The following is a 21,049-nucleotide window of genomic DNA, read 5'->3' as shown; positions in this document are numbered from 1 at the left end:
GAAATTGCGCGGCATGCCATCGCGCGGCGGCAGCTTCGGAGGGACCGGATGGCGGACAGCTGGAACGGACACAGGCGGATCGAGACGCAGGGCGACATTGCCGAGGGGCTGATGGCGCTTGCGGCTCTCGATCCGCGGCTCGTTGCGGTCATCGCCGCGACGGGGCCGGTGCCGCTGAGGCGCGGGCCGCCGGGCTTCGCGGGGCTGGCGGAAGTCATCGTCGGGCAGATGGTGTCGAAGGCGAGTGCCGCCGCGATCTGGGCCCGGCTCGCGCCGGCCGGAAGCTTGCTGACGCCCGACGCCATGGCGGGAATGGACGAGGCCGGCTGCCGCGCCGCCGGCCTGTCGCAGGCCAAGGCCCGGGCGCTGAAGGGCGTGGCGCAGGCCTGCCTTTCGGGCGATCTCGATCTCCATGCCGTCTGCGATCTTCCCGGCGAGGCCGCCATCGCGGCGCTGACGGCGTTGCCGGGCGTGGGGGCGTGGACGGCGGAGGTCTACCTTCTGGTCCATGCCGGCCACCCGGACATCTTTCCGGCCGGTGATGTCGCGCTGCGTGCGGCGGTTGGCCGCGCCTTCGGGCTCGATCCCCGCCCGGATATTGCCGCAACGCGGGCGTTGTCTGAAGGATGGGTGCCGTGGCGCAGCGTGGCGGCCCGGCTTTTCTGGGCTTACTATGCCCGGCACGTTCGTCCCACCGGCGGACTGGCTGCGGGCGAGGCGGGCGGTGCGGGAGCGGGAGGGCCGGCGTGAAGGCGTGAGGGCGGGCTTTTTGTTTCCGCTTCACAATCCTGTCGTGACGCGCCTAATATAGAAGGGCAGATGCCGAATCGATCAGGAGAAGATGCTTGACGATTGCAGTCTCACCGCAGGCCTTGCCGGCGCTCGTTCTGAACGCTGACTTCCGGCCGCTCAGTTATTATCCCTTGTCGCTGTGGTCCTGGCAGGACGCGATCAAGGCGGTCTTTCTTGACCGCGTGACCATCCTCGCCGAATACGACCAGGCGGTGTCGTCGCCAAGCTTTTCCATGCGCCTGCCGAGCGTCGTGTGCCTCAAGAGCTACGTGCAGCCTTCGCGTCACCCGGCCTTCACGCGTTTCAACGTGTTCCTGCGTGACAAGTTCGAGTGCCAGTATTGCGGCGCGACGGATGACCTGACCTTCGACCACGTCATTCCGCGCTGCTGCGGCGGCGAGACGACGTGGGAGAACGTGGTTGCCGCCTGCTCGCCCTGCAATCTGCGCAAGGGCGGCAAGCTGCCCAAGCAGGCCGGCATGTTCCCCAACCAGAAGCCCTATCCGCCGACGGTGCAGGATCTGCACAACAATGGCCGGCTCTTCCCGCCGAACCACCTGCACGAAAGCTGGATGGACTATCTCTACTGGGATGTGGAACTGCAGCCGTAAGGCTTGTGGCCAGCATGCCCGTTGATTGCCGGCTGACGATCAGGCCTTGCGCAAAGCGCGGACGCCGATGGCGGCAAGGATCAGGCTTGCAATCACGTTCCAGCCGGCGAAGGACAGGCCGAGCACACGCAAAGCTGCCTGCGTGCAGGAAGGGCCATGCTTGCTGTCGAGATCGCCCAGCAGGTCGTTGACGTTGCTGGACACGCCCTGGGCGCCGGTGGCGCAGCTTGACGGCCCTTCCCAGAAGCCCCATTCGACGCCTGCGTGATAGACGCCCATGCCGGCGCCGACGAGCATCATGATGACGAGAATGGCGAGCAGAAGCCGGACCAGCCAGCGCGGCGCGCCAAAGCCGATCGCGGCGAGCGTCGCGACGCCGACACCGATGCCGTAATAATAGGGCTCTCGCTGCATCAGGCAGAGCGCGCAGGGGATATAGCCGCCGATATGTTCGAAGCCGAGCGCGGCGCCGACCGTCGCGGCCATGCCGAGCGTCAGCACCAGGGTGGGCAGGAAGGCGGGGGAGCGGGCGCTGAGGGCTGTCATGGCGGGGCTCTGTTCGATCACTTGACGAGGCGGTAGCCGACGAAGAGGAGGATGAGTGCGGCGGAAACGAGGCCGGCGATGAGGCCGAGGCGCTTTTCCAGGAAGTCGCGGATGTTCTCCCCGTAGCGGCGCAGCAGCCAGGCGATGAGGTAGAAGCGCGCGCCGCGGGCCACGATGGCGGTGGCGATGAAGAGGCCGAGATTGATGTTGACCGCGCCGGAAAGGATCGTCACCACCTTGATCGGCGGCAGGTGCGCGAGACCCGAGGTAATCAGCAGCAGCACGATCGTCTCGTAATCGACCGAGGTCTTCAACTGCTCGAAGGCGTCGAGCTTGCCGTAGAAGGCGAGCACCGGTTTGGCGACCGCCTCATAGGCGTAATGGCCGAGATACCAGCCGGCAATGCCGCCGAGCACGGAGCTGACGGTGGCGATCAGCGCATAGCGCCAGACGCGCTCCGGCCGGGCCAGCGCCATGGGCAGGAAGAGCACGTCGGCCGGTACGAGGAAGATCGAGCTTTCGACAAAGGCGATGACCGCAAGCCAGACTTCCGCCGATTTCTTGGCGGCCAGCGACAGGGTCCAGGCATAGAGGCGGCGCAGCATGACGCAAGCTTTCCGAAGGGTGCATCGCCGGGAGGGCGCGGTGCAGATCGCCCGGTTCTACTGTAAGTGCGGGGGAAACGGAAAGGTGCGTCAGCAGCATTTTCGGTGTTGCGTTAACGCGGGTGCGATAGCGTTGCTGCAATGCGACATCGGTGGCGCCCCGATCTTCCGCACCGGCCGATCCGTCTTTTCGCATCGCCGGCGCCAGAAACCCGTTGACCGCCCTTTCGCCGCCCGTATAAACCTCCCGGACTACCCCGCGTGCCCCATTGGCGGAACTGGTAGACGCGCTCGACTCAAAATCGAGTTCCGAAAGGAGTGCTGGTTCGATCCCGGCATGGGGCACCACCGCTCTTCTGCAGTATCGTTTTCATCGTCTGTGACAGCGCGTTGATGTGCGGAGAAACGCCGCCTTCCCAATCTAGCGAACGACGCCCCAGGCCAGCGTTTCGTTGAAGGCGTGGCGTTCTGCATCCGTCACTTTCTCGGCTGCGAGGACATGGCGTCCCGCATCCGTCAGGCGCAGCACCGTTTCGCGCGGCTTGCGCGTCTTGAGGAAGGCCCAGACGGAATAGGCGTCTCGGCGGCTCAGGGTGACAAGGCCCTTTTCGATCAGGAGACGCATGTCGGCGGTCAGCGGTGGGACGTTTTCGCCGTTGATGACCATGCCGTCAGGCCACCAGGATATGTGGTCAAGAAGGGCAGCCAGCCGCCGGCTGCGTGGAAGGTGGCGGAACGGTGTCTTTGTCCTCTTGCGGGGCGCGCGTCCTTCGGCTGCTGCTTGGCGGGCGGCTGCGACCTGCGCCTGCCATGTTTCGCGCGCCTGTTGCGCCAGGGATGTTCCTGCCAGCCGTCCCATGAAAGCACCTCTGCGTGTCCGTTGATCGCTCCTCAGTAAAGGCGTGATGGAGCCCGCGCTGTTTCGAGGGTGACAGTGATCCCGGCCGGCGTATCGCTCTCTCATGGCTGGCGGATCGCGTGTCGTGACGGCTGGCTTATGTCGATGCGCTCCGTCGAAAGGAGCGTGGTTGGCTGTCATATGTCATGATTAATCACTCTCCCTTCAGGTGGCATTAATAACAATAGTCCAGATACTTAAAGCATATTCTAAAAGATCAACTCAAGATTTTGATCGATTTAGAAAATTCAATCCGGGAGTTGGGGCCGGGAGCTTTAGGGGGCTATTGTGGGCGTGTTTACCAATATTCGTATCATCAAGAAGATCGGGCTTGCCCTTCTTCTTCTGCTTGTCATCAGCTTTGCGGTGGCGGGTCTCAATTTCACTTCGATTTCGGAGCAGGAAGCGACGTCGGCGATGACAGCGCACACCTACCAGGTGATCGGCGAGGCCAATCTTGCGCTTGCTTCCATGATCGACCAGGAGACCGGCATTCGCGGTTATCTCGTGTCCGGCGACGAGAAGTTCCTGGAGCCGCAGAAGGCGGGCTCCGCCGCCTTCAAGCAGCACTGGCAGACACTGAAGGGGCTGACGTCCGACAATCCTGCCCAGCAGAAGCGCCTTGACGGGCTGTCTGCCCTGGCGGCGCAGTGGGAAGGCAAGGTTGTGGATGCCATCAAGACCGCGATGGCCAAGCCGGATTCTCTTGATGCCGCCCGCGCGATCGAGGCATCCGGTGCGGGCAAGCAGTCGATGGACGCGATCCGCGCCGAAGTCGCCGCCCTCATTGGTGCGGAGAAGGAACTGCTGACCGTTCGCGCCGCGGCTGCCGCGGATGCCGCGACATTCGCCAAGCGCACCACGCTTGCGGGCAGTGCGCTGCTTCTGCTGATCGGCGGCTTCTCGCTGTTTGCGCTGTCGCGCACGCTCGTTCGCCCGCTGGTCGCTGTCAACGAGGGCATGATGCGGCTGGCGTCCGGCGATACGCAGTTTGCCGTTCCCGCGCTCGGGCGGGCTGACGAAATTGGCGAGATGGCCTCGTCGCTTGAGAGCTTCCGCGTCGCGATTGCCGAAAAGCAGGCCGTGGAGCAGCGCTTGAATGCCGAGCAGGCAGCCAGCGAAGAGGATCGTCGCCAGAAGCGTGTGGCTGAAGAAGCCCGCGTTGCGGAGATGGCGGCGGCAACGACCGGCATCGGCAATGCGTTGCAACGTCTTGCCGAAGGCGATCTCACCTTCCGCCTCGATACGCCTTTTGCCAGCGATTTCGAAGGCTTGCGCGCCAATTTCAACGCAGCGATCGCACAGCTGACCGAAACCATGCGGGCCGTCAGCCATGCGGCGGGCTCGATCGACGGGGGCACGCAGGAACTGTCCACCTCGGCCAATGACCTGTCGAAGCGGACGGAGCAGCAGGCCGCCGCACTGGAAGAGACGGCAGCGGCGCTGGATGAAATCACCTCGAATGTCGGTTCCTCGACAAAGCGGACGGCCGAAGCCCGGACCAAGGCCGAGCAGGCAAACGAATCCGCGCGTCGCTCCGGCGCGATCATGAAGGATGCCGTCAGCGCCATGCAGCGGATCGAGAAGTCGTCCGCCGAGATCGGCAACATCATTTCCGTCATCGACGAGATCGCGTTCCAGACCAACCTGCTGGCGCTCAATGCCGGTGTGGAAGCGGCCCGTGCGGGCGAGGCCGGCAAGGGCTTTGCCGTCGTCGCCCAGGAGGTGCGCGAACTTGCCCAGCGCTCGGCCAAGGCCGCCAAGGAGATCAAGGAGTTGATCCGGACCTCGGCCGACGAAGTCGCAAACGGCGTGCGTCTCGTCACGGAAACGGGTTCGGCGCTGCAGGTGATCGAAAGCCATGTCGTCGACATCAACGAGCAGTTGAACGCCATCGCCACGGCTGCCCAGGAGCAGTCGGTCGGTCTCCAGCAGGTCAACACGGCCGTCAACCAGATGGACCAGTCGACCCAGCAAAATGCGGCGATGGTGGAAGAAACGACGGCGGCCAGCGCGGCGCTCGCCAACGAGGCGGAGCGGCTTCGCAGCCTGATCGGCCAGTTCCGCGTCGCCGGCGGCGTGGCCGCAGCGATGGGCGCCCGCCCGGCAGCATCAGGGTCCAGCGCGCGGCAGATGATCAACCGCGTGGCTGAGGCCTTCACGCCGAAGAAGCGCGTGGCAGGCGGTGGCGCCAGCGGCGGCTGGGACGAATTCTAGAGTATTTCCGGTGAAAACCGGTTCACCGGATACTCTGTCCTCTTGTCTTGACGCAGTCCGGACGCAAAACCGCTGACGCACTTGTGAAGGACGTGCCTGAGAGCGCCGATCTGACAGGATCAGATCGGCGCTCTCAGCGTTCTTCTTTAAAGCATAATCTTGTCGATCCTGGTTTCACTCCGGTCGGATTGTGCTCCAAGCCACGACGTTTGCAGACAACGAAAGCGACTGACACGCAACGGCGCGCCATCCGGGATCGGGTGGCGCGCCGGCGCATTCAGGATTGGTGCTTTGCCATGGGCGGAATCAGGATGCCTCGGAAGGCGTGCGGTGGAGCTGTCGATGCTTTTCAGCGCGACTTTGCAATCCTCAATTGGCCTGTGATCTTTGAAGTATAACCCTGAGATTCATGTCGGGTTTTTTCCATTGTCACCTTTCCGTGATCTTTTCCCGAACTCTAACGAAACAACCCAAAACCCTTTATTTCGCTAAATCCTTAATTAACGGATTTCTTCAATCCTCTCATCAGTTTATTCTTCATTGGAGGGGATCCATGTTGCGCCACATTCGTCTTGTGCCGAAGATCGTCGGCATGCTGGTTTGTCTTGGAGCTGTGGGCATCGGCGGCGCCGTGGTCGGCGGCATGCAATTGCAAAAGATCGATGCAAGCTATTCGGCCATGCTGGAAAATGAACAGAGGGGTGTTCTCTACACGGTGCGCGCCAACCGCGCCACGCAGACGCTTCGCGCGCTGACGGCGGAGATCGTCTTCTCGACGGATGACGCGCTGATCAAGGATCTTTTGACCCAGATCGAGACGTCGCGCGCCGATCTCGTGAAGTTCCTGGATACGGCACGGGCCGCCATGCCCGCAGACAAGGACATACAGGCGCTCAGCACCGAGGCGAACCGGGTCGCCTTCGATATCTGTCTTCCGCTTGCAAAGCGCGGCGCCACGACCGTAACCCAGGCGGAAGTGCAGGCGCTGGCAGCGGAATATTACAAGACCTGCCAGCCGGAAATCATCAAGCTGACGAAGCTTTATGCCCAAAACACCACGCGGCTGGTGGAAGGCTCGGATGCACAGTCGGCCGTTCTGACCGATGCCGCCCGCAGCACCACGATCTGGCTGGTGGGATCGATGACGCTTGCGACGCTTGCCTTCGTGGCCCTCGCGATCCTGCTGGTGCGCAAGGGCGTGACCGGACCGATCAGCACCCTGCGTGAAACCATGACCCGTCTGGCCGGCGGCGACCTCAGCGCAGTGGTGGGCGAAACCGACCGCCGCGACGAGATCGGCGACATGGCCCGTACCGTGCAGGTCTTCAAGGACAATGCCGAGCGTGCCCAGGCTGTCGATGCGGAAGCCCGCAAGGCGCGGGAAATGACCGAGGAAGAGCGTGCCCGCAACCGCGAGCTGGAACGCGAGCGTGCCGAGAAGATGGCGGTTGCCACGCAGGGCATCGACCAGGCGCTGCAGCATCTGGCGCAGGGCGACATGACGTTCCGTCTCGATCGCCCCTTCTCCGAGGAGTTCGAAGGACTTCGCAACAACTTCAATGCCGCCATCGCCCAGCTTGCCGAAACGCTCCGTACCGTGAGCCAGACGGCCTCTTCGATCGACAGCGGCACGCAGGAATTGTCGGCCTCGGCCAACGATCTCTCGAAGCGCACCGAGCAGCAGGCCGCAGCACTCGAGGAGACCGCCGCTGCCCTGGACGAGATCACCTCCAACGTCTCGTCTTCCGCAAAGCGCACCGACGAGGCCCGCACCAAGGCCGAGCAGGCCAACGAGTCCGCCCGCCGTTCTGGCACCATCATGACGCAGGCCGTCAGCGCGATGGAGCGGATCGAAAAGTCGTCCGCCGAGATCGGCAACATCATTTCCGTCATCGACGAAATCGCATTCCAGACCAACCTTCTGGCGCTGAATGCCGGTGTGGAAGCGGCACGTGCCGGGGAGGCCGGTAAGGGCTTTGCCGTCGTCGCCCAGGAAGTGCGTGAACTTGCCCAGCGCTCTGCCAAGGCCGCCAAGGAGATCAAGGATCTCATCAAGACATCCGCCGACGAGGTTGCCAACGGGGTGCGTCTCGTTACGGAAACGGGCTCTGCCCTGCAGATCATCGAGGGTCATGTCGTCGATATCAACGAGCAGCTTAGCGCCATCGCCACCGCCGCCAAGGAACAGTCGATCGGCCTGCTTCAGGTCAACACCGCCGTCAACCAGATGGACCAGTCGACGCAGCAGAACGCCGCGATGGTGGAGGAAACGACGGCCGCCAGCGCGACGCTCGCCAGCGAAGCCGAGCGTCTTCGCAGCCTGATCGGCCAGTTCCGCATCGATGGCGGCGCACCGGCACCGGCGGCCGCACGTCCCGCGGCGTCGTCCGGCTCCGGCGCACGGCAGATGATCACGCGCGTGGCCGAGGCCTTCACGCCGAAGAAGCGGGTCGCCGGCGGCGGCGCCAGCAGCGGCGGCTGGGACGAGTTCTGAGAGGCGGGAAACGGCTTCCCGCTATAAGACACAATCGCGCCATGTGCGGAGCGCTATCCGGAACCGGGTGGCGCTTTGTCGTTTTCCGGCACCGGCCGTGCCGGCCTATCCGGCGCCCGGTGCTTCCTTGATCTGCCTGAGTTCGGCGATCAGCCAGTCCCTGAAGATTGCCGCTTCGGGCGCGGTGCGTTCGGCGCCATGGGCGGTCAGGATATAGTGCGCGTCCGCGATCGGGATGCCGTCCGCAAGCGGCAGATGCAGGTCGCGTTCCTCCAGATAGTTCGTCGTATAGCTTTTCTGCACGATGCAGGGTCCGAAGCCGACGGCCGTCAGTTCGAGCGCGATCAGCGAATTGTCGGTCATCGTGTTGATGACGAGCGTGGTCTCGTCGATGCCGTTGCGGCGCAGGAGTGTCGTCCAGCGATCTTCCGAACCCATGATGTGCACCACGCCGCCCTTCATGAGGCCGATCAGCCTGTCACGCTCGCTCTTGCCGGTGAGCCGGTCAGCGCGCCTGGCGACGACGACGGACGGTTCCTGCCAGAGCGGGCGGACCTCGAAGTCGCTCCAGTGGCCGTCGCCGAAGCGGATGTCGACATCGACGCTGGTGGATTTGTCGGCCCAGACGGCGGCGAGCAGCCGGATCTTGATATGCGGGTAGAGCGCCTGGAACTTCGGCAGCAGCGGCGCGATCCAGGTGGTGGCGAAAAGCACGGAGGCGCGCACGGAGATGTGGGTCTGCTGGCTGCGGCCGAACATGCCGACGGTGGAGACGGCGAGTTCGTCGAAGACCCGCGTGACGCTCGGCAGATAGGCGCGTCCGACGGTGGTCAGTTGCAGGCCGCGCGGCAGGCGCTTGAAGAGCTGGACGCGGAAGTGCTGCTCCAGCGCGCGCACCTGATGGCTGACGGCGGCGGGTGTCAGATTTAACTCGGCGGCGGCGGCGGAAAAGCTCAGCGCCCGCGCCGAAGCCTCGAAGGCACGCAGCCATTGCAGCGGCGGAAGGGCATAGGCCATGGTCGATCCCGCTTCAAACAAAACGATGCCTAACGCCAATAAAGGTTTGTTTGACTTTGGCCAATGGCAGATCGAACCTGCGCGCAAGACCGCAGCGGGAATCAGGTGTTTCCAAGCTGCGCCAGCGCCAGAGGGGCGGCATCGTGAAGACGTTCGACTATATCGTCGTGGGAGCGGGCTCTGCCGGCTGCGTGCTGGCGGACCGGCTTTCGCGGGACGGGCTCCATACGGTTCTGGTGCTGGAGGCCGGCGGGTCCGACAACAGTTTCTGGATCCGCACGCCGATCGGCTACGGCCGCACCTTCTTCGATCCGCGCGTCAACTGGATGTACAACACCGAGCCGGATCCCCAGACCAACGGCCGGACGAGCTACTGGCCGCGCGGCAAGGTTCTGGGCGGGTCCAGTTCCATCAATGCGCTCGTCTACTGCCGCGGGCTTCCCGGCGATTTCGACGACTGGGAGGCTGCCGGCGCTGGTGGCTGGGGCTGGAATGCGGTCCGGCCCCATTACGAGGCGATCGAGCGGCGGGTTCTGGCCGATGGCACGGTCGAGGGCAGCGGGCCGCTTTTCGTCAGCGATGTCAGCCGTGATACGCACGCCTGCAACCGGCACTACTTCGCAATGGCGCGCGAACTCGGCCTGCCGGTGACGGAGGACTGCAACGGTCCGTCGCCGGAAGGCATCACGCGCTACCGGATCACGACGCGTCGCGGCCGGCGGTGGTCGGCGGCCGATGCTTTCCTGCGGCCGGCGCTTGCCCGGCCGAACGTGACGCTGGTCGCCAACTGCCTTGTGGAGCGCATCGTGATGGCGGGCCGGCAGGCGACCGGCGTGACGGTGCGGACCGGGCAGGGGCGGGAGACGTTTCACGCGGCGCGCGAAATCATCGTCAGCGCCGGTGCGGTCAATTCGCCGAAGCTGCTGCAGGCGTCGGGCATCGGGCCGGGCGCGCTGTTGCAGCAATTCGGCATCCCTGTCGTCATGGCGAACGACCATGTGGGCGGCAATTTGCAGGACCATCTCGGCATCAGCTATTACTACAAGGCGAGCGAGCCGACGCTGAACTCGGTGCTGTCGCCCTGGTGGGGCAAGGCGATGCAGGGCGCGCGCTATCTCCTGACGCGGCGGGGGCCGCTCAGCCTTTCCGTCAACCAGTGCGGCGGGTTCGTGCGCTCCGACGCCCACCTTTCGCGGCCCGACCAGCAGATCTACCTCAACCCGATGACCTATACGACGACGCCGTCGGCGAAGCGGCCCCTGATCCGGGTCGACAGCTTTCCGGGCTTCATCCTCTCCTTCCAGCCGGCGCGGCCGACCAGCCGGGGCTGGATCACGCTTGCCGCGCCGGATCCCGATGTCGCGCCGAAGATCGTGCCGAATTATCTCTCGACGGAAAAGGATCTGGCGGACGTGATCGCCGGCGGGCGGCTGATCCAGCGGATGGCGCGCACGGCGGCCATGCGGGCCTTCACCAAGGCGGCGATGGCGCCCGACATTCTCGCGCTGGATGACGCCGGCATTCTCGAGGATTTCCGCAGGCGGTGCGGCAGCGTCTTCCACCCCGTTTCCACCTGCCGCATGGCGCGCGATGCGGGGGAGGGCGTGCTCGACAGCCGGCTGCGCGTGTTCGGCGTGACAGGGCTTCGCGTGGCCGATGCCTCCGCCTTTCCGAACGTCACCTCGGGCAACACGAACGCCCCCACCATCATGCTCGCCCACCGCGCCGCCGATCTCATCCTGGCGGATGCGGCCGGCGCGGAAACCGAAAGGATGTCCGGATGAAGCTCGACCGCATCGAAACCTTCGTCGTCGCCAATCCGCCGCCGCGCCATGGCGGGCGCTACTTCATCTTCGTGCGCCTGACGACCGCTTGCGGCATCAGCGGCGTCGGCGAGATCTACAACGCCACCTTCGGCCCGGATCTGTGCGCGGCCATGGCGGTCGATATGTTCACCCGCCAGTTCGAGGGCCGCGATCCGCATTCCATCGAGGAAATGTGGCGGCGCAGCTATGGCGCCGGTTACACGATGCGCCCCGACGTGACGGTCATGGGCGTGCTGAGCGGCCTCGAAATGGCGTGCTGGGACATTATCGGCAAGGCGGCGGACCAGCCGGTCTATCAGCTGCTGGGCGGGCGCGTGAATGCGCGGCTGCGCAGCTACACCTATCTTTACCCGGCCGAAGGCGACGTCTATCCCGATCCGTCGCTGCCGAATGTCTACAACGATCCCGACCTCGCCGCGGAGGCCGCGCTGAAGGCGGTGGAGCTCGGCTTCACGGCGGTGAAGTTCGATCCGGCCGGTCCCTATACGATCTATGACGGCCACCAGCCGCGGCTGGAGGATCTGGAACGCTCGGAAGCCTTCTGTGCACGCATCCGCGAGGCTGTCGGGACGCGGGCGGATCTCCTGTTCGGAACCCATGGCCAGTTTACCGTGTCGGGCGCGAAGCGCCTGGCGCGGCGGCTGGAGGCCTATGATCCGCTCTGGTTCGAGGAGCCGATCCCGCCGGAAAACCCGGCCGACATGGCAGAAGTCGCGCGCTACACGGCCATTCCCATCGCGGCTGGCGAGCGGCTCTGCACCAAGCATGAATTTGCCCGGCTGCTGGAGGCAGGTGCCGCCTCGATCCTGCAGATGAATCTCGGCCGCGTGGGTGGCCTGCTGGAAGCGAAGAAGATTGCCGGCATGGCGGAGACGCGCTCGGCCCAGATCGCGCCGCATCTCTATTGCGGGCCGGTGGTGGCGGCGGCGAACATCCAGCTCGCCACCTGCAGCCCGAATTTCCTGGTGCTGGAATCGATCGGGCGCTTCGACGGCCCCTTCATGCAGTTCCTCAACGAGCCGATCGGCTGGGAGGACGGCTATGTCATACCGCCCACGGCGCCCGGCCTCGGTGTCACGCTCAACGATGCGGCGATCGCCGCCAATCCCTACACCGGCAACGAACTTCACCTGAACCTCGTCATCGAGCCGCTTCTCCCTTGAGCCGTTCGGACGTCCTCCAATCGAAAGGTCCTGCAATGCGCTATGGTTTCATCGGGCTCGGCAATCTCGGCGGTCATCTGGCGGCCAGCCTGCGCAAGAGCGGCTTCGAGGTCGTGGTGCATGACCGCGATCCGGCAACGGCTGACCGGCTGCTGGCGCTCGGCGCGACCTGGGCCGACAGTGCCGGCGCGCTGGCTGCCGATTGCGATGCGGTGCTGACCTGCCTGCCGTCGCCGACCGTCTCCGAAGCGGTGCTCGGCCAGATCCTGGAAACGGCGAAGCCGGGAACGACCTGGATCGAGATGTCGACGCTCGGGCGCGACGAAATCCTGCGGCTGGCGGATATGGCCGCAGCCAAGGGCGTTTCGACCATGGAACTGCCGGTGACCGGCGGCGTGCATCTGGCCGCGCAGGGGCGCATCACGATGCTGGCCGGCGGCGACAAGGCGCTCGTTGATCGCCACATGCCGGCGCTGGAAGCGATGGGCGAGCAGATCTTCTACATGGGCCCGCTCGGCAGCGCCGCCGTCATCAAGGTCATCACCAACATGCTTGCCTTCATCCACCTCGTCGCCGATGGCGAGGCGCTGATGCTCGCCAAGCGCGGCGGGCTCGATCTGGCGCAGTCCTGGAAGGCGATCAAGGCGAGTTCCGGCAACAGTTTCGTCCACGAGACCGAGGGCCAGTTGATCCTCAACGGCAGCTACGACGTGGGCTTCAACATGGATCTGGCGCTGAAGGATCTCGGCTTTGCCATGACCTTCGGTCGCGATTTCGCCGTGCCGCTGGAACTTGCCGGCCGTACCCACGAGATCTTCCTGAAGGGCAAGCAGGCTTATGGCGGCGGCGCGCAGTCGACGCAGATCGTCAAGCTGCTGGAAGATGCTGTCGGCACCGATCTTCGCGCCGACGGTTTTCCCGCACGGCTTGAGTAAGCGCGGACGCAAAGGCGCGCGGCACCGTGTGGACGGTCCGCGCGCGATTGACATCGATCAGGTTCGAAGGCCTCAGGCCTGCAGGCCGCCGAGGCGGGAGAGGAGACGCAGCGCCTCGATGCGATCCGGCTCCCAGAATTCCAGACGCGTGCGACCGTCATTGCGGCGCGAGATGGCGAAAGCTTCGCGCTCCATGCCGATTTCCATCAGGCGATCTTCGAGCGCAATCGGGTCGGCGGCCAGCGGGCCAAGCGGATCGAGAACGACGTACTGCGTCTGCATCTTGACTTCTCCTCAGCGTTATTGCCGCCATCCAGCCTTTCGGGTCCGGCCGGGAGTTGCGGATTTATGATGCGATGCAGCATGTCACATTCTTGGCGCGTTTCAATATCAACCAATTGTTAACCTTACCTTTTAGACGAAAAATTTACGTTTTGCACATGCGAAACGATTTGATTTTTCGCCTCACGGGCCGGTTGCGAAATCTTCGATGATCGGACAGTCGGGTCTGTCGTCTCCATGGCAGGCGGAGACGAGGTGTTTCAGGGTTTTCGTCATCGCCGCGATGGCCGCCTGCTTGCGTTCCAGCTCGGCGATATGGTCGAGCGCGATGGCCTTGACGTCGGCGCTGGCGCGGCTTCGATCCTGCCATAGTGCGAGCAGCACGCGCATCTGCTCGACCGAAAAGCCGAGATCGCGGGCGCGGCGGATGAAGCCGAGGCGGTGCAGGTCGTCCGTGCCATAGACGCGGTATTGCGAACCCGGCATGCGGTCGGGCACGATCAGGCCGATTTCCTCGTAGTAGCGGATCATCTTGGCCGAGATGCCGCTGAGGCGTGCTGCCTCGCCGATATTCATGCCGGCACCTTCCCGGGTTGGCCGGCAAAGGCGCGCAGACGGAGTGCATTGCCGACCACGAAGGCGCTGGAAAGGGCCATGGCGCCCGCTGCCAGCATGGGCGACATGAGCGTTCCCGTCAGCGGATAGAGCGCGCCGGCGGCCACGGGGATGAGGCCGACATTGTAGGCGAAGGCCCAGAACAGGTTTTCGCGAATATTGCGCATGGTGGCGGCGCTGAGCCTGACGGCGCGGACGACGGCGGTCAGATCGCCCGACATCAGCACCACGTCGGCGCTTTCGATGGCGATGTCCGTGCCGGTGCCGAGCGCGATGCCGACATCCGCGGAGGCGAGCGCCGGCGCATCGTTGATGCCGTCGCCGACGAAGGCGACATGGCCTGCCCTGCCGAGCCTTGCCCTGATCTCTTCCAGGGCCGCCACCTTGCCGCCCGGAAGGACGTCGGCCACGACATGGTCGATGCCGAGATCCGCGGCAATGCTCTGCGCCGTGCGCTGGTTGTCGCCGGTGATCATGGCGAGCTTCACGCCGACGCGCCGGAGATCGGCGAGGGCTGCGGCGGTCGTCGGCTTGATGCGGTCAGCCACCGCGCCGATGGCGGCCACGCTGCCGTCGATGGCAACGAAGAGCGGCGCGCGGCCGGCGCTGGCGAGGCTTTCGGCCTGTAGAGCGAAGGTGGAGAGATCAATGCCGGCTGCCTCCAGCGCGCGGGCGGCGCCGACGACGATATTCTGCCCACCCACCGTTCCACGGATGCCGAGACCGGGATCGGCCTCGACGCCGGTGGCGGACGACAGGCTAAGGCCCTCCCGTCTGGCTGCCGCGACGATCGCCGCACCGACAGGGTGTTCCGAGCGGCTTTCGAGACTTGCGGCACGTGCCAGCACTTCCAAACGCTCAAAGCCGGGGGCGGTCCAGAGATCGGTGAGCTCCGGGCGACCTTCGGTCAGCGTGCCGGTCTTGTCGAAGGCGATGAGATCGACGTCGCGGAGGCGCTGCAGCGCGTCGCCCTTGCGGAAGAGGATGCCAAGCTCGGCGGCGCGGCCGGTCGCCACCATGATCGAGGTCGGCGTGGCCAGCCCCATGGCGCAGGGGCAGGCGATGATGAGGACGGCGACCGCATTGACGAGTGCGCCCCCCATGCCGGCCTCAGGCGCAAAGACGAGCCAGGCGATGAAGGTCAGCGCCGCGGCAGCCATGACGGCCGGGACGAAGCGGGCGGTGATGCGATCGACAAGGCCCTGGATCGGCAGCTTTGCCCCTTGGGCCGTCTCCACCATGCGGACGATCTGGGCGAGCAGCGTGTCGGCGCCGACCTTGGTGGCCTCGAAAGCGAAGGCGCCATTGCCATTGATGGTGCCGGCGACGACCGGGCTGCCGGGCGTCTTTTCCGCCGGCATGGGCTCGCCGGTCACCATGGCTTCGTCCACGTGCGAGCGGCCCTCACGCACGATGCCATCGACCGGTATCCGCTCGCCGGGACGGATGAGGACGATGTCGCCGGGGCGGACGGTTTCCACCGCGACATCGACCTCGGCACCGTCACGCCGAAGGCGGGCGGTCTTCGGGGCAAGGCCCGCCAGCTTGCGGATGGCATCTCCCGCCCGGCCGCGGGCGCGGCCTTCCAGGAAGCGTCCGGCGAGAATGAGCGTGACGATGACGGCGGCGGCTTCGAAATAGATGTCGGCGCGCCCATCCGGCAACAGGCCCGGCAGGAAGGTCGCGACCGTTGAATAGAGCCAGGCGGAGCCGGCGCCCAGCACGACCAGCGCGTTCATCTCCGGCGCGCGGCGCATCAGGCTCGTGATGCCCTGGCGCAGGATCTCGCGTCCGGGGATGGCAAGCACCAGTGTAGCGAGCAGGAATTCGGCGATGCGCAAGGGCTCGACGCCGAGCGCACTGACGATGACATGGTGGAAGGCGGGAAAGAGGTGGCCGCCCATTTCCACGATGAAGAGCGGCAGCGTCAAGATGGCCGCAAGCCACATGCTGCGGCCGAGCGCATCCGTCTCCGCGCGGCGCAGGGCGTCGAGATCGAGGGCAGGCCTGCCGGGCTCCGCCTGAAGTGCCAGCGTGCCGAAGCCGGCAGCGGCCACGGCCGCATCAAGGTCGGATTGCAATGTGGTCGGTGTGGTGGAAACGGCAGCAGTGCCGGCGGCAAGGTTGACGCTTGCGGAGGCCACGCCCGGTACGGCAAGCAGGGCCGCTTCCGTGCGGCCGACGCAGGAGGCGCAGTGCAGGCCGGTGACGGCGAAGCGTCGCTCCTCCAGAACAGGGCGAAAACCGGTGCCGTCGATCGCAGCGATCACGGCCGGCATCGCCTGCGGCAGGGCGGCGCGATCGGCAAACTCGACCGTGGCACGGTGGGTGGCGATATTGACGCTCGCCTGGGCGACGCCCGGCACGGCACGGATCGCCTTTTCGACGCGGCCGGCGCAGGAGGCGCAGTGCATGCCCTCGACGGGGATATCGGCCGCGAGCGCGTGGCCGGGGCGTCCACCGACGACAGGGTGGATCGTCTGTCCTGTTGCGTGGCCGCCAGGTCTCGTCGCCATATCCATCGTCGTCTCCTTGCCCGTCTTCGGCCATCGCCGTGACGGGTCCTGCATGCTTGCGACCGCACGGGGTCAAAGCGGTGTCTGTGCGGTTTCGTTCCCATGGATAAGGGTTCCCATCATGGGAAGGTCAAGCCCTGTTGACGCAAAGAGTTGACAGCCGCGACAAATCTCATGATGGTGGGCGCATTCCGAGGGGGGCATCGAACGATGCTGAGATGGCGGTGAGCCGGACCCTTGAACCTGATCCGGGTCATACCGGCGTAGGAACGGAAAAAAGCGGCTGCTGCTGCTCATCTCCCATTCCCCGCTTCACCTGGATCTCCGTGGCACGACAGGGAGATCGACAATGGCTTATATGTCTGGACTGACGGAACCGCCGGGCGCTTGCCGCATGCCGGAGCGGCTTCATGATTTCGAGCATTCCCGCGCGGGTGCCTGAGCCGTGCGCCCCGCCGATGCTTTCGGCGGGCTGACGCTGATGCTTGCCCTGTGGCAGGCCGTGGTGTCGCTCGCCAGTCCTCCCGCCTATCTGCTGCCGGCGCCTGTCGATGTGCTCGGCGTCTTCTTTCGCCTGGGCGGCTCTCTTGCGTTGCATGCAGGTGCGACGGGGCTGGAAGCGCTTGCGGGATTTGCGGCCGGCAGCCTGCTTGGGGCGGGAACGGCCTTTCTCTTTGCGGCGCTGCCGGCGGTCGGGCGCTTTGCCTGGCCCGTGCTGATGGTGGTGCAGGCCGTGCCTGTCTTTGCGCTGGCGCCGCTGCTGGTCATCTGGTTCGGCTTCGGCCTTGCCTCGAAGATCGCCATGGCGACGCTCGTCATCTTCTTTCCCGTTGCCTCGACGTTCGCCGATGGGCTTCGCCGCACCGATCCGGTGCTGATCGATGCGGCGGCGCTCACACCCGCCTCGCGGCTGCAGGTGCTTCTCAGCCTGCGCGTGCCGCTGGCGCTGCCGGCCCTGATCTCGGGGCTGCGCATCGCTGCGCCGCTCGCGCCGCTTGCCGCCGTCGTCGGCGAATGGGTCGGGGCCTCCTCCGGCCTCGGCTTCCTGATGGTGCAGGCCAATGCCCGCATGCAGACGGCAACACTCTTTGCCGCCCTCATTCTCGTTGCCGCCATGAGCGTCGGTCTACGCCTTGTCGTGGATCGGCTGACGGCCGGGCTCACGCCCTGGGCGCGCGACAACACCCTCGACCTTCATCCGATCCGGAGACTGGACCCTGCATGACACGCTTTTTCACGACTTCTTTCCCGGCGGCCATCCTTGCTCTCCTCGCCACGCTGGCCGCCGCACCGGACACGCATGCCGCCGAGAAGCTGACGGTGATGCTCGAATGGTTCGTCAATCCCGACCATGCGCCGCTGGTGATCGCCAGGGAGAAGGGCTATTTCGCCGATGAGAATCTCGACGTGACGCTGGTGCCGCCGGCCGATCCGTCGTCGGTGCCGCGTCTGGTGGCGGCGGGCGAGGCGGATATCGGCATCCATTACCAGCCGAACCTCTATCTCGACCACGCCGCCGGCCTTCCGCTCGTCAGGATCGGCACGCTGGTGGAAACGCCGCTGAACACGCTGACGGTGCTGGCTCAAGGGCCGATCAAGACGCTTGCCGATCTCAAGGGCAAGACGGTCGGCTATTCCGTCGCAGGCTTCGAGACGGCGCTCCTGTCGCGCATGCTGGGTTCGCAAGGGCTGACGGCGAACGACGTGACGCTCGTCAACGTCAACTTCTCCCTCAGCCCCTCGCTGATTGCCGGCAATGTGGATGCGACGATCGGCGGCTTTCGCAATTTCGAGCTGACACAGATGGATATCGAGGGCCACAAGGGCCGCGCCTTCTATCCCGAGGAGCACGGCGTTCCCGCCTATGACGAACTGATCTATGTCGTCGACAAGGCAAAGTTGGCCGATCCGCGCCTGCCGCGCTTTCTGGCAGCTGTGGAAAAGGCAACCATCGAGCTGACCAACCATCCGGATGAGGCTCTTTCCACGTTCATCAAGGCCTATCCCGACCTCGATGACCGGCTTAACCGGCAAGCCTTCACCGATACGCTGCCGCGGTTTGCCAAGCGGCCAGCCGCGCTCGATACGGCGCGCTACGCCCGCTTCGGCGCCTTCATGGCCGAGAGCGGGTTGATCGACGTGGCGCCGCCGGTCGCGGATATCGCCGTGGAGGTGACGAAGTGACCGTCGCGCTCGCCCCCGTCGATGCCGATGTCGCGGCAAGGCTTCTGGAGAGGGTCCGCACGCGCCGGCCGCGCGTGCATTGCCTCATGAACACCGTGGTACAGAAATTCGTCGCCGATGGCGTGACGGCGGTCGGCGGCATCCCGTCCATGACATCGTCGGAAGAGGAGGTCGCCGTCTTCGTGCGTCGGGCCGATAGTCTGACGGTCAATCTCGGCACGCTGGATGCGGCCCGGCGCGCGGCCATCGGCGTGGCGGCGTCCGTTGCGGTCGCGGCGGGAAAGCCGTGGATTGTCGATCCCGTCCATTGCGACTATTCGCCGGCCCGCCTCGCCTTTGCGCGGGAGCTCTCGATGCTTGGGCCCGCTGCCGTCCGTGGCAATGCGGCCGAGATGATGGCGCTCGGGCTGAGGGCAGGGCTGGAGGGTGGCCCGGCGGTAGTGATCACCACCGGGCCAGTGGACCGGCTCCTTTCGGCCACGCGCTCGCTGAGGGTCGAGAACGGCCATCCGCTGATGGCGGGTGTGACGGGCACGGGGTGTCTCGCCGGTGCGGTGATCGCCGCCTTTCTCGCGGTCGAGCCGGACGCACAACTGGCCGCCGCGGCAGCGCTTGCGACGACCGGAGTGGCGGCCGAACGTGCCGCGCCCGGCGCGCGCGGGCCGGCGAGCTTCGGCATCGCCTTTCTCGATGTGCTGGCGACGCTGTCGCCGGACGATCTCCTGACCCATGCGAGGATCCATGATGACAGAGCGTGACGGGGCGCAGACCGGCGCCTCCGGCCTTTCCGGACGACCCATCGACTACCGGCTGAACGCCATTCTGGATGCGTCGCTGATCAAGGACGCAGACGAAGACGGGGCCGAAAAGCTTGCCGCCCTTGCGGTGGCCGCGGTGCGCGGCGGCACGACCATCCTGCAATATCGCGACAAGACGGGTTCGACGCGCCGGATGGTGGACAATGCTTGCATCATCTTGCGGGCCATTGCTGGCTCCGGCGTGCCGCTTGTCATCAACGACCGGGTGGATGTGGCGCTCGCGGCCGGTGCCGACGGCGTGCATCTCGGGGCTGATGACATGGAGATCGAGACCGCGCGGCGTCTGCTCGGTCCAGGAGCCATCATCGGCATGACGGTGAAGCGGCCGGTAGAGGCGCAGGCGGCCGGGATCGCGCCGATCGACTACGCCTGCATCGGCGGCGTGTTCGAGACGCTATCGAAGCGCAATCCCGATCCGCCGGTGGGGCTCGACGGCTTTGCCGGGATGCGTGCCCTGATCCGCTCTGCCCGACCGCGCCTGCCTGTCGGAGCCATTGCCGGCATCACGCCGGAGCGTGTGCCGCCGCTGGTGGCGGCGGGGGCCGATGGCGTGGCGGCGATCTCGGCGATTTTCGGGGCGGCGGACGTGGCGGGTGCCGCCCGCGCGCTGCGGCTGGCGGTGGATACGGCCCGGGGAGGGGTGATGGCATGACGGCGATTGCACTGACCATTGCAGGATCCGATTCCGGCGGCGGTGCCGGTATCCAGGCGGATCTGAAGACGTTCTCGGCGCTCGGCGTCTATGGTGCAAGCGTCATTACGGCGGTGACGGCCCAGAATACGCGCGGTGTCACAGCCGTTGCGGATATCGCCCCCGAGATCGTGGCCGCGCAGTTGCGGGCGGTGTTTTCCGATCTGCCTGTGGCGGCGGTGAAGATCGGTATGGTGTCACGGGCAGAGACGATCGAGGCGATCGCCGAGGGCCTTTCGGCTTTTGCGGGCCCTGTCGTCGTCGATCCCGTGATGGTCGCGACATCTGGCGACCGGCTGCTGCGGCCGGACGCGATCGCTGTGCTTATCGAAAGACTTCTGCCGCGCGCGGCGATTGTGACGCCGAACCTTCCGGAGGCCGCACTGCTGACGGGCGGAAGCATTGCGCAGACGCCCGAGGCCATTCGCGCCCAGGCCGCCCAGTTGCTCGCTGCCGGCGCCGGAAGCGCCCTGATGAAGGGCGGGCATGGAAAGGGGCCGCTTTGCGTCGATTATCTCGTGGAGGCGGATGGCATCCTGACGCTGACGGCGCCCCGCATCGATACGGCCAACGATCACGGTACGGGCTGCACGCTGGCGGCGGCAATCACGGCCGGGCTCGCCCGCGGGCTCTGCCTCACCGATGCGGTGCGACAGGCAAAGGCCTATCTCCAGGCAGCGCTCGATGCCGGTCGAGCGCTGAGGGTCGGTGGCGGGCGCGGGCCGGTGCATCATTTCCATGGCTGGTGGCCGGCCGGCGATGCCGCGCCGGATGCAGGCGATGCGTCGCGGTCCCGGTCTTCCGGGCGATAGAGCGGCGCGCTGTCACCGCCCGAAGTG

The 21,049-nt window shown here is 65.7% G+C and carries 19 protein-coding genes, 1 tRNA gene and 1 riboswitch; of the genes, 13 read left to right on the top strand and 7 right to left on the bottom strand.

The window, feature by feature from the left end:
• Positions 1–48 precede the first annotated feature (48 nt).
• Entirely contained in the window at positions 49–750 is a 702-nt protein-coding gene (locus tag ACED18_RS07625) for a DNA-3-methyladenine glycosylase family protein (RefSeq protein WP_377290554.1), read from the top strand.
• 95 nt (positions 751–845) lie between these two features.
• A complete protein-coding gene (locus ACED18_RS07620; RefSeq protein WP_377290552.1) occupies positions 846–1,403 on the top strand; it encodes an HNH endonuclease in 558 nt (185 codons plus the stop codon).
• A gap of 39 nt (positions 1,404–1,442) precedes the next feature.
• Here ACED18_RS07620 and ACED18_RS07615 read toward each other — a convergent pair whose 3' ends face one another.
• Complete coding sequence (locus ACED18_RS07615) at positions 1,443–1,949, bottom strand: disulfide bond formation protein B (RefSeq protein ID WP_377290550.1); 507 nt, start codon at positions 1,947–1,949, stop codon at positions 1,443–1,445.
• 17 nt (positions 1,950–1,966) lie between these two features.
• A complete protein-coding gene (locus ACED18_RS07610; protein ID WP_377290548.1) occupies positions 1,967–2,554 on the bottom strand; it encodes a YqaA family protein in 588 nt (195 codons plus the stop codon).
• Positions 2,555–2,817: 263 nt separating this feature from the next.
• On the opposite strand from ACED18_RS07610, the gene ACED18_RS07605 reads away from it, so the two are divergent.
• Positions 2,818–2,902: transfer RNA gene (locus tag ACED18_RS07605), tRNA-Leu, on the top strand.
• A 73-nt stretch (positions 2,903–2,975) separates the two neighbouring features.
• Here ACED18_RS07605 and ACED18_RS07600 read toward each other — a convergent pair.
• On the bottom strand, positions 2,976–3,413 hold the full coding sequence (locus ACED18_RS07600; RefSeq protein ID WP_377290546.1) for a hypothetical protein: 438 nt from the start codon (positions 3,411–3,413) through the stop codon (positions 2,976–2,978).
• A 333-nt stretch (positions 3,414–3,746) separates the two neighbouring features.
• Here ACED18_RS07600 and ACED18_RS07595 point away from each other — a divergent pair, with 333 nt between their 5' ends.
• Both ACED18_RS07595 and ACED18_RS07590 read left to right on the top strand, forming a co-directional pair.
• Complete coding sequence (locus ACED18_RS07595) at positions 3,747–5,669, top strand: methyl-accepting chemotaxis protein (protein ID WP_377290544.1); 1,923 nt, start codon at positions 3,747–3,749, stop codon at positions 5,667–5,669.
• A gap of 553 nt (positions 5,670–6,222) precedes the next feature.
• Positions 6,223–8,163, top strand: coding sequence for a methyl-accepting chemotaxis protein (locus ACED18_RS07590; protein ID WP_377290542.1), 1,941 nt, complete (start codon positions 6,223–6,225; stop codon positions 8,161–8,163).
• A 105-nt stretch (positions 8,164–8,268) separates the two neighbouring features.
• Here ACED18_RS07590 and ACED18_RS07585 read toward each other — a convergent pair whose 3' ends face one another.
• A complete protein-coding gene (locus tag ACED18_RS07585; protein WP_377290540.1) occupies positions 8,269–9,180 on the bottom strand; it encodes a LysR family transcriptional regulator in 912 nt (303 codons plus the stop codon).
• A gap of 143 nt (positions 9,181–9,323) precedes the next feature.
• On the opposite strand from ACED18_RS07585, the gene ACED18_RS07580 reads away from it, so the two are divergent.
• The 3 genes from ACED18_RS07580 to ACED18_RS07570 are packed head-to-tail and all read left to right on the top strand — an operon-like array spanning position 9,324 to position 13,104.
• Complete coding sequence (locus ACED18_RS07580) at positions 9,324–10,964, top strand: GMC family oxidoreductase (RefSeq protein ID WP_377290538.1); 1,641 nt, start codon at positions 9,324–9,326, stop codon at positions 10,962–10,964.
• Positions 10,961–12,169 carry a mandelate racemase/muconate lactonizing enzyme family protein gene (locus ACED18_RS07575; protein ID WP_377290536.1) on the top strand — a complete coding sequence of 403 codons (1,209 nt, stop codon included), beginning with the start codon at positions 10,961–10,963 and terminating at the stop codon, positions 12,167–12,169. Before ACED18_RS07580 ends, ACED18_RS07575 begins: the two co-directional genes overlap by 4 nt.
• A 35-nt stretch (positions 12,170–12,204) precedes the next feature.
• A complete protein-coding gene (locus ACED18_RS07570; protein ID WP_377290534.1) occupies positions 12,205–13,104 on the top strand; it encodes an NAD(P)-dependent oxidoreductase in 900 nt (299 codons plus the stop codon).
• A gap of 72 nt (positions 13,105–13,176) precedes the next feature.
• On the opposite strand, the gene ACED18_RS07565 is transcribed toward ACED18_RS07570, so the two are convergent.
• The 3 genes from ACED18_RS07565 to ACED18_RS07555 all read right to left on the bottom strand — a co-directional run bounded on the left by ACED18_RS07565 (position 13,177) and on the right by ACED18_RS07555 (position 16,415).
• Positions 13,177–13,386 carry a hypothetical protein gene (locus ACED18_RS07565; RefSeq protein ID WP_377290532.1) on the bottom strand — a complete coding sequence of 70 codons (210 nt, stop codon included), beginning with the start codon at positions 13,384–13,386 and terminating at the stop codon, positions 13,177–13,179.
• 183 nt (positions 13,387–13,569) lie between these two features.
• Positions 13,570–13,962, bottom strand: coding sequence for a Cu(I)-responsive transcriptional regulator (cueR, locus tag ACED18_RS07560; protein WP_377290530.1), 393 nt, complete (start codon positions 13,960–13,962; stop codon positions 13,570–13,572).
• Positions 13,959–16,415 (bottom strand): heavy metal translocating P-type ATPase, encoded by a 2,457-nt coding sequence (locus ACED18_RS07555; RefSeq protein ID WP_377291101.1) that lies wholly within the window; start codon positions 16,413–16,415, stop codon positions 13,959–13,961. The genes cueR and ACED18_RS07555 overlap by 4 nt, the downstream gene beginning before the upstream one ends.
• Before the next feature lie 286 nt (positions 16,416–16,701).
• A riboswitch (TPP riboswitch) is annotated at positions 16,702–16,804 on the top strand.
• A gap of 158 nt (positions 16,805–16,962) precedes the next feature.
• Here ACED18_RS07555 and ACED18_RS07550 point away from each other — a divergent pair.
• From ACED18_RS07550 to thiD, 5 genes are read left to right on the top strand one after another with little or no spacing between them, the layout of a single operon-like run.
• Positions 16,963–17,742: an ABC transporter permease gene (locus ACED18_RS07550; protein ID WP_377290528.1), complete on the top strand. Its 780-nt coding sequence runs from the start codon at positions 16,963–16,965 to the stop codon at positions 17,740–17,742.
• Complete coding sequence (locus ACED18_RS07545) at positions 17,739–18,701, top strand: ABC transporter substrate-binding protein (RefSeq protein ID WP_377290526.1); 963 nt, start codon at positions 17,739–17,741, stop codon at positions 18,699–18,701. The genes ACED18_RS07550 and ACED18_RS07545 overlap by 4 nt, the downstream gene beginning before the upstream one ends.
• Complete coding sequence (locus ACED18_RS07540) at positions 18,698–19,459, top strand: hydroxyethylthiazole kinase (RefSeq protein WP_377290524.1); 762 nt, start codon at positions 18,698–18,700, stop codon at positions 19,457–19,459. Before ACED18_RS07545 ends, ACED18_RS07540 begins: the two co-directional genes overlap by 4 nt.
• On the top strand, positions 19,446–20,171 hold the full coding sequence (thiE, locus tag ACED18_RS07535) for a thiamine phosphate synthase (RefSeq protein WP_377290522.1): 726 nt from the start codon (positions 19,446–19,448) through the stop codon (positions 20,169–20,171). Before ACED18_RS07540 ends, thiE begins: the two co-directional genes overlap by 14 nt.
• Positions 20,168–21,022, top strand: a complete 855-nt coding sequence (gene thiD / locus ACED18_RS07530) for a bifunctional hydroxymethylpyrimidine kinase/phosphomethylpyrimidine kinase (RefSeq protein ID WP_377290520.1) — start codon at positions 20,168–20,170, stop codon at positions 21,020–21,022. The genes thiE and thiD overlap by 4 nt, the downstream gene beginning before the upstream one ends.
• Positions 21,023–21,049 lie beyond the last annotated feature (27 nt).

It is taken from the genome of Rhizobium sp. SG2393, assembly GCF_042610495.1.
In the GTDB taxonomy this organism is placed as follows: Bacteria; Pseudomonadota; Alphaproteobacteria; order Rhizobiales; family Rhizobiaceae; genus RU20A.
The sequence above is the reverse complement of the archived record's forward strand: the minus strand, read 5'-3'. Positions and strand labels throughout refer to the sequence as shown.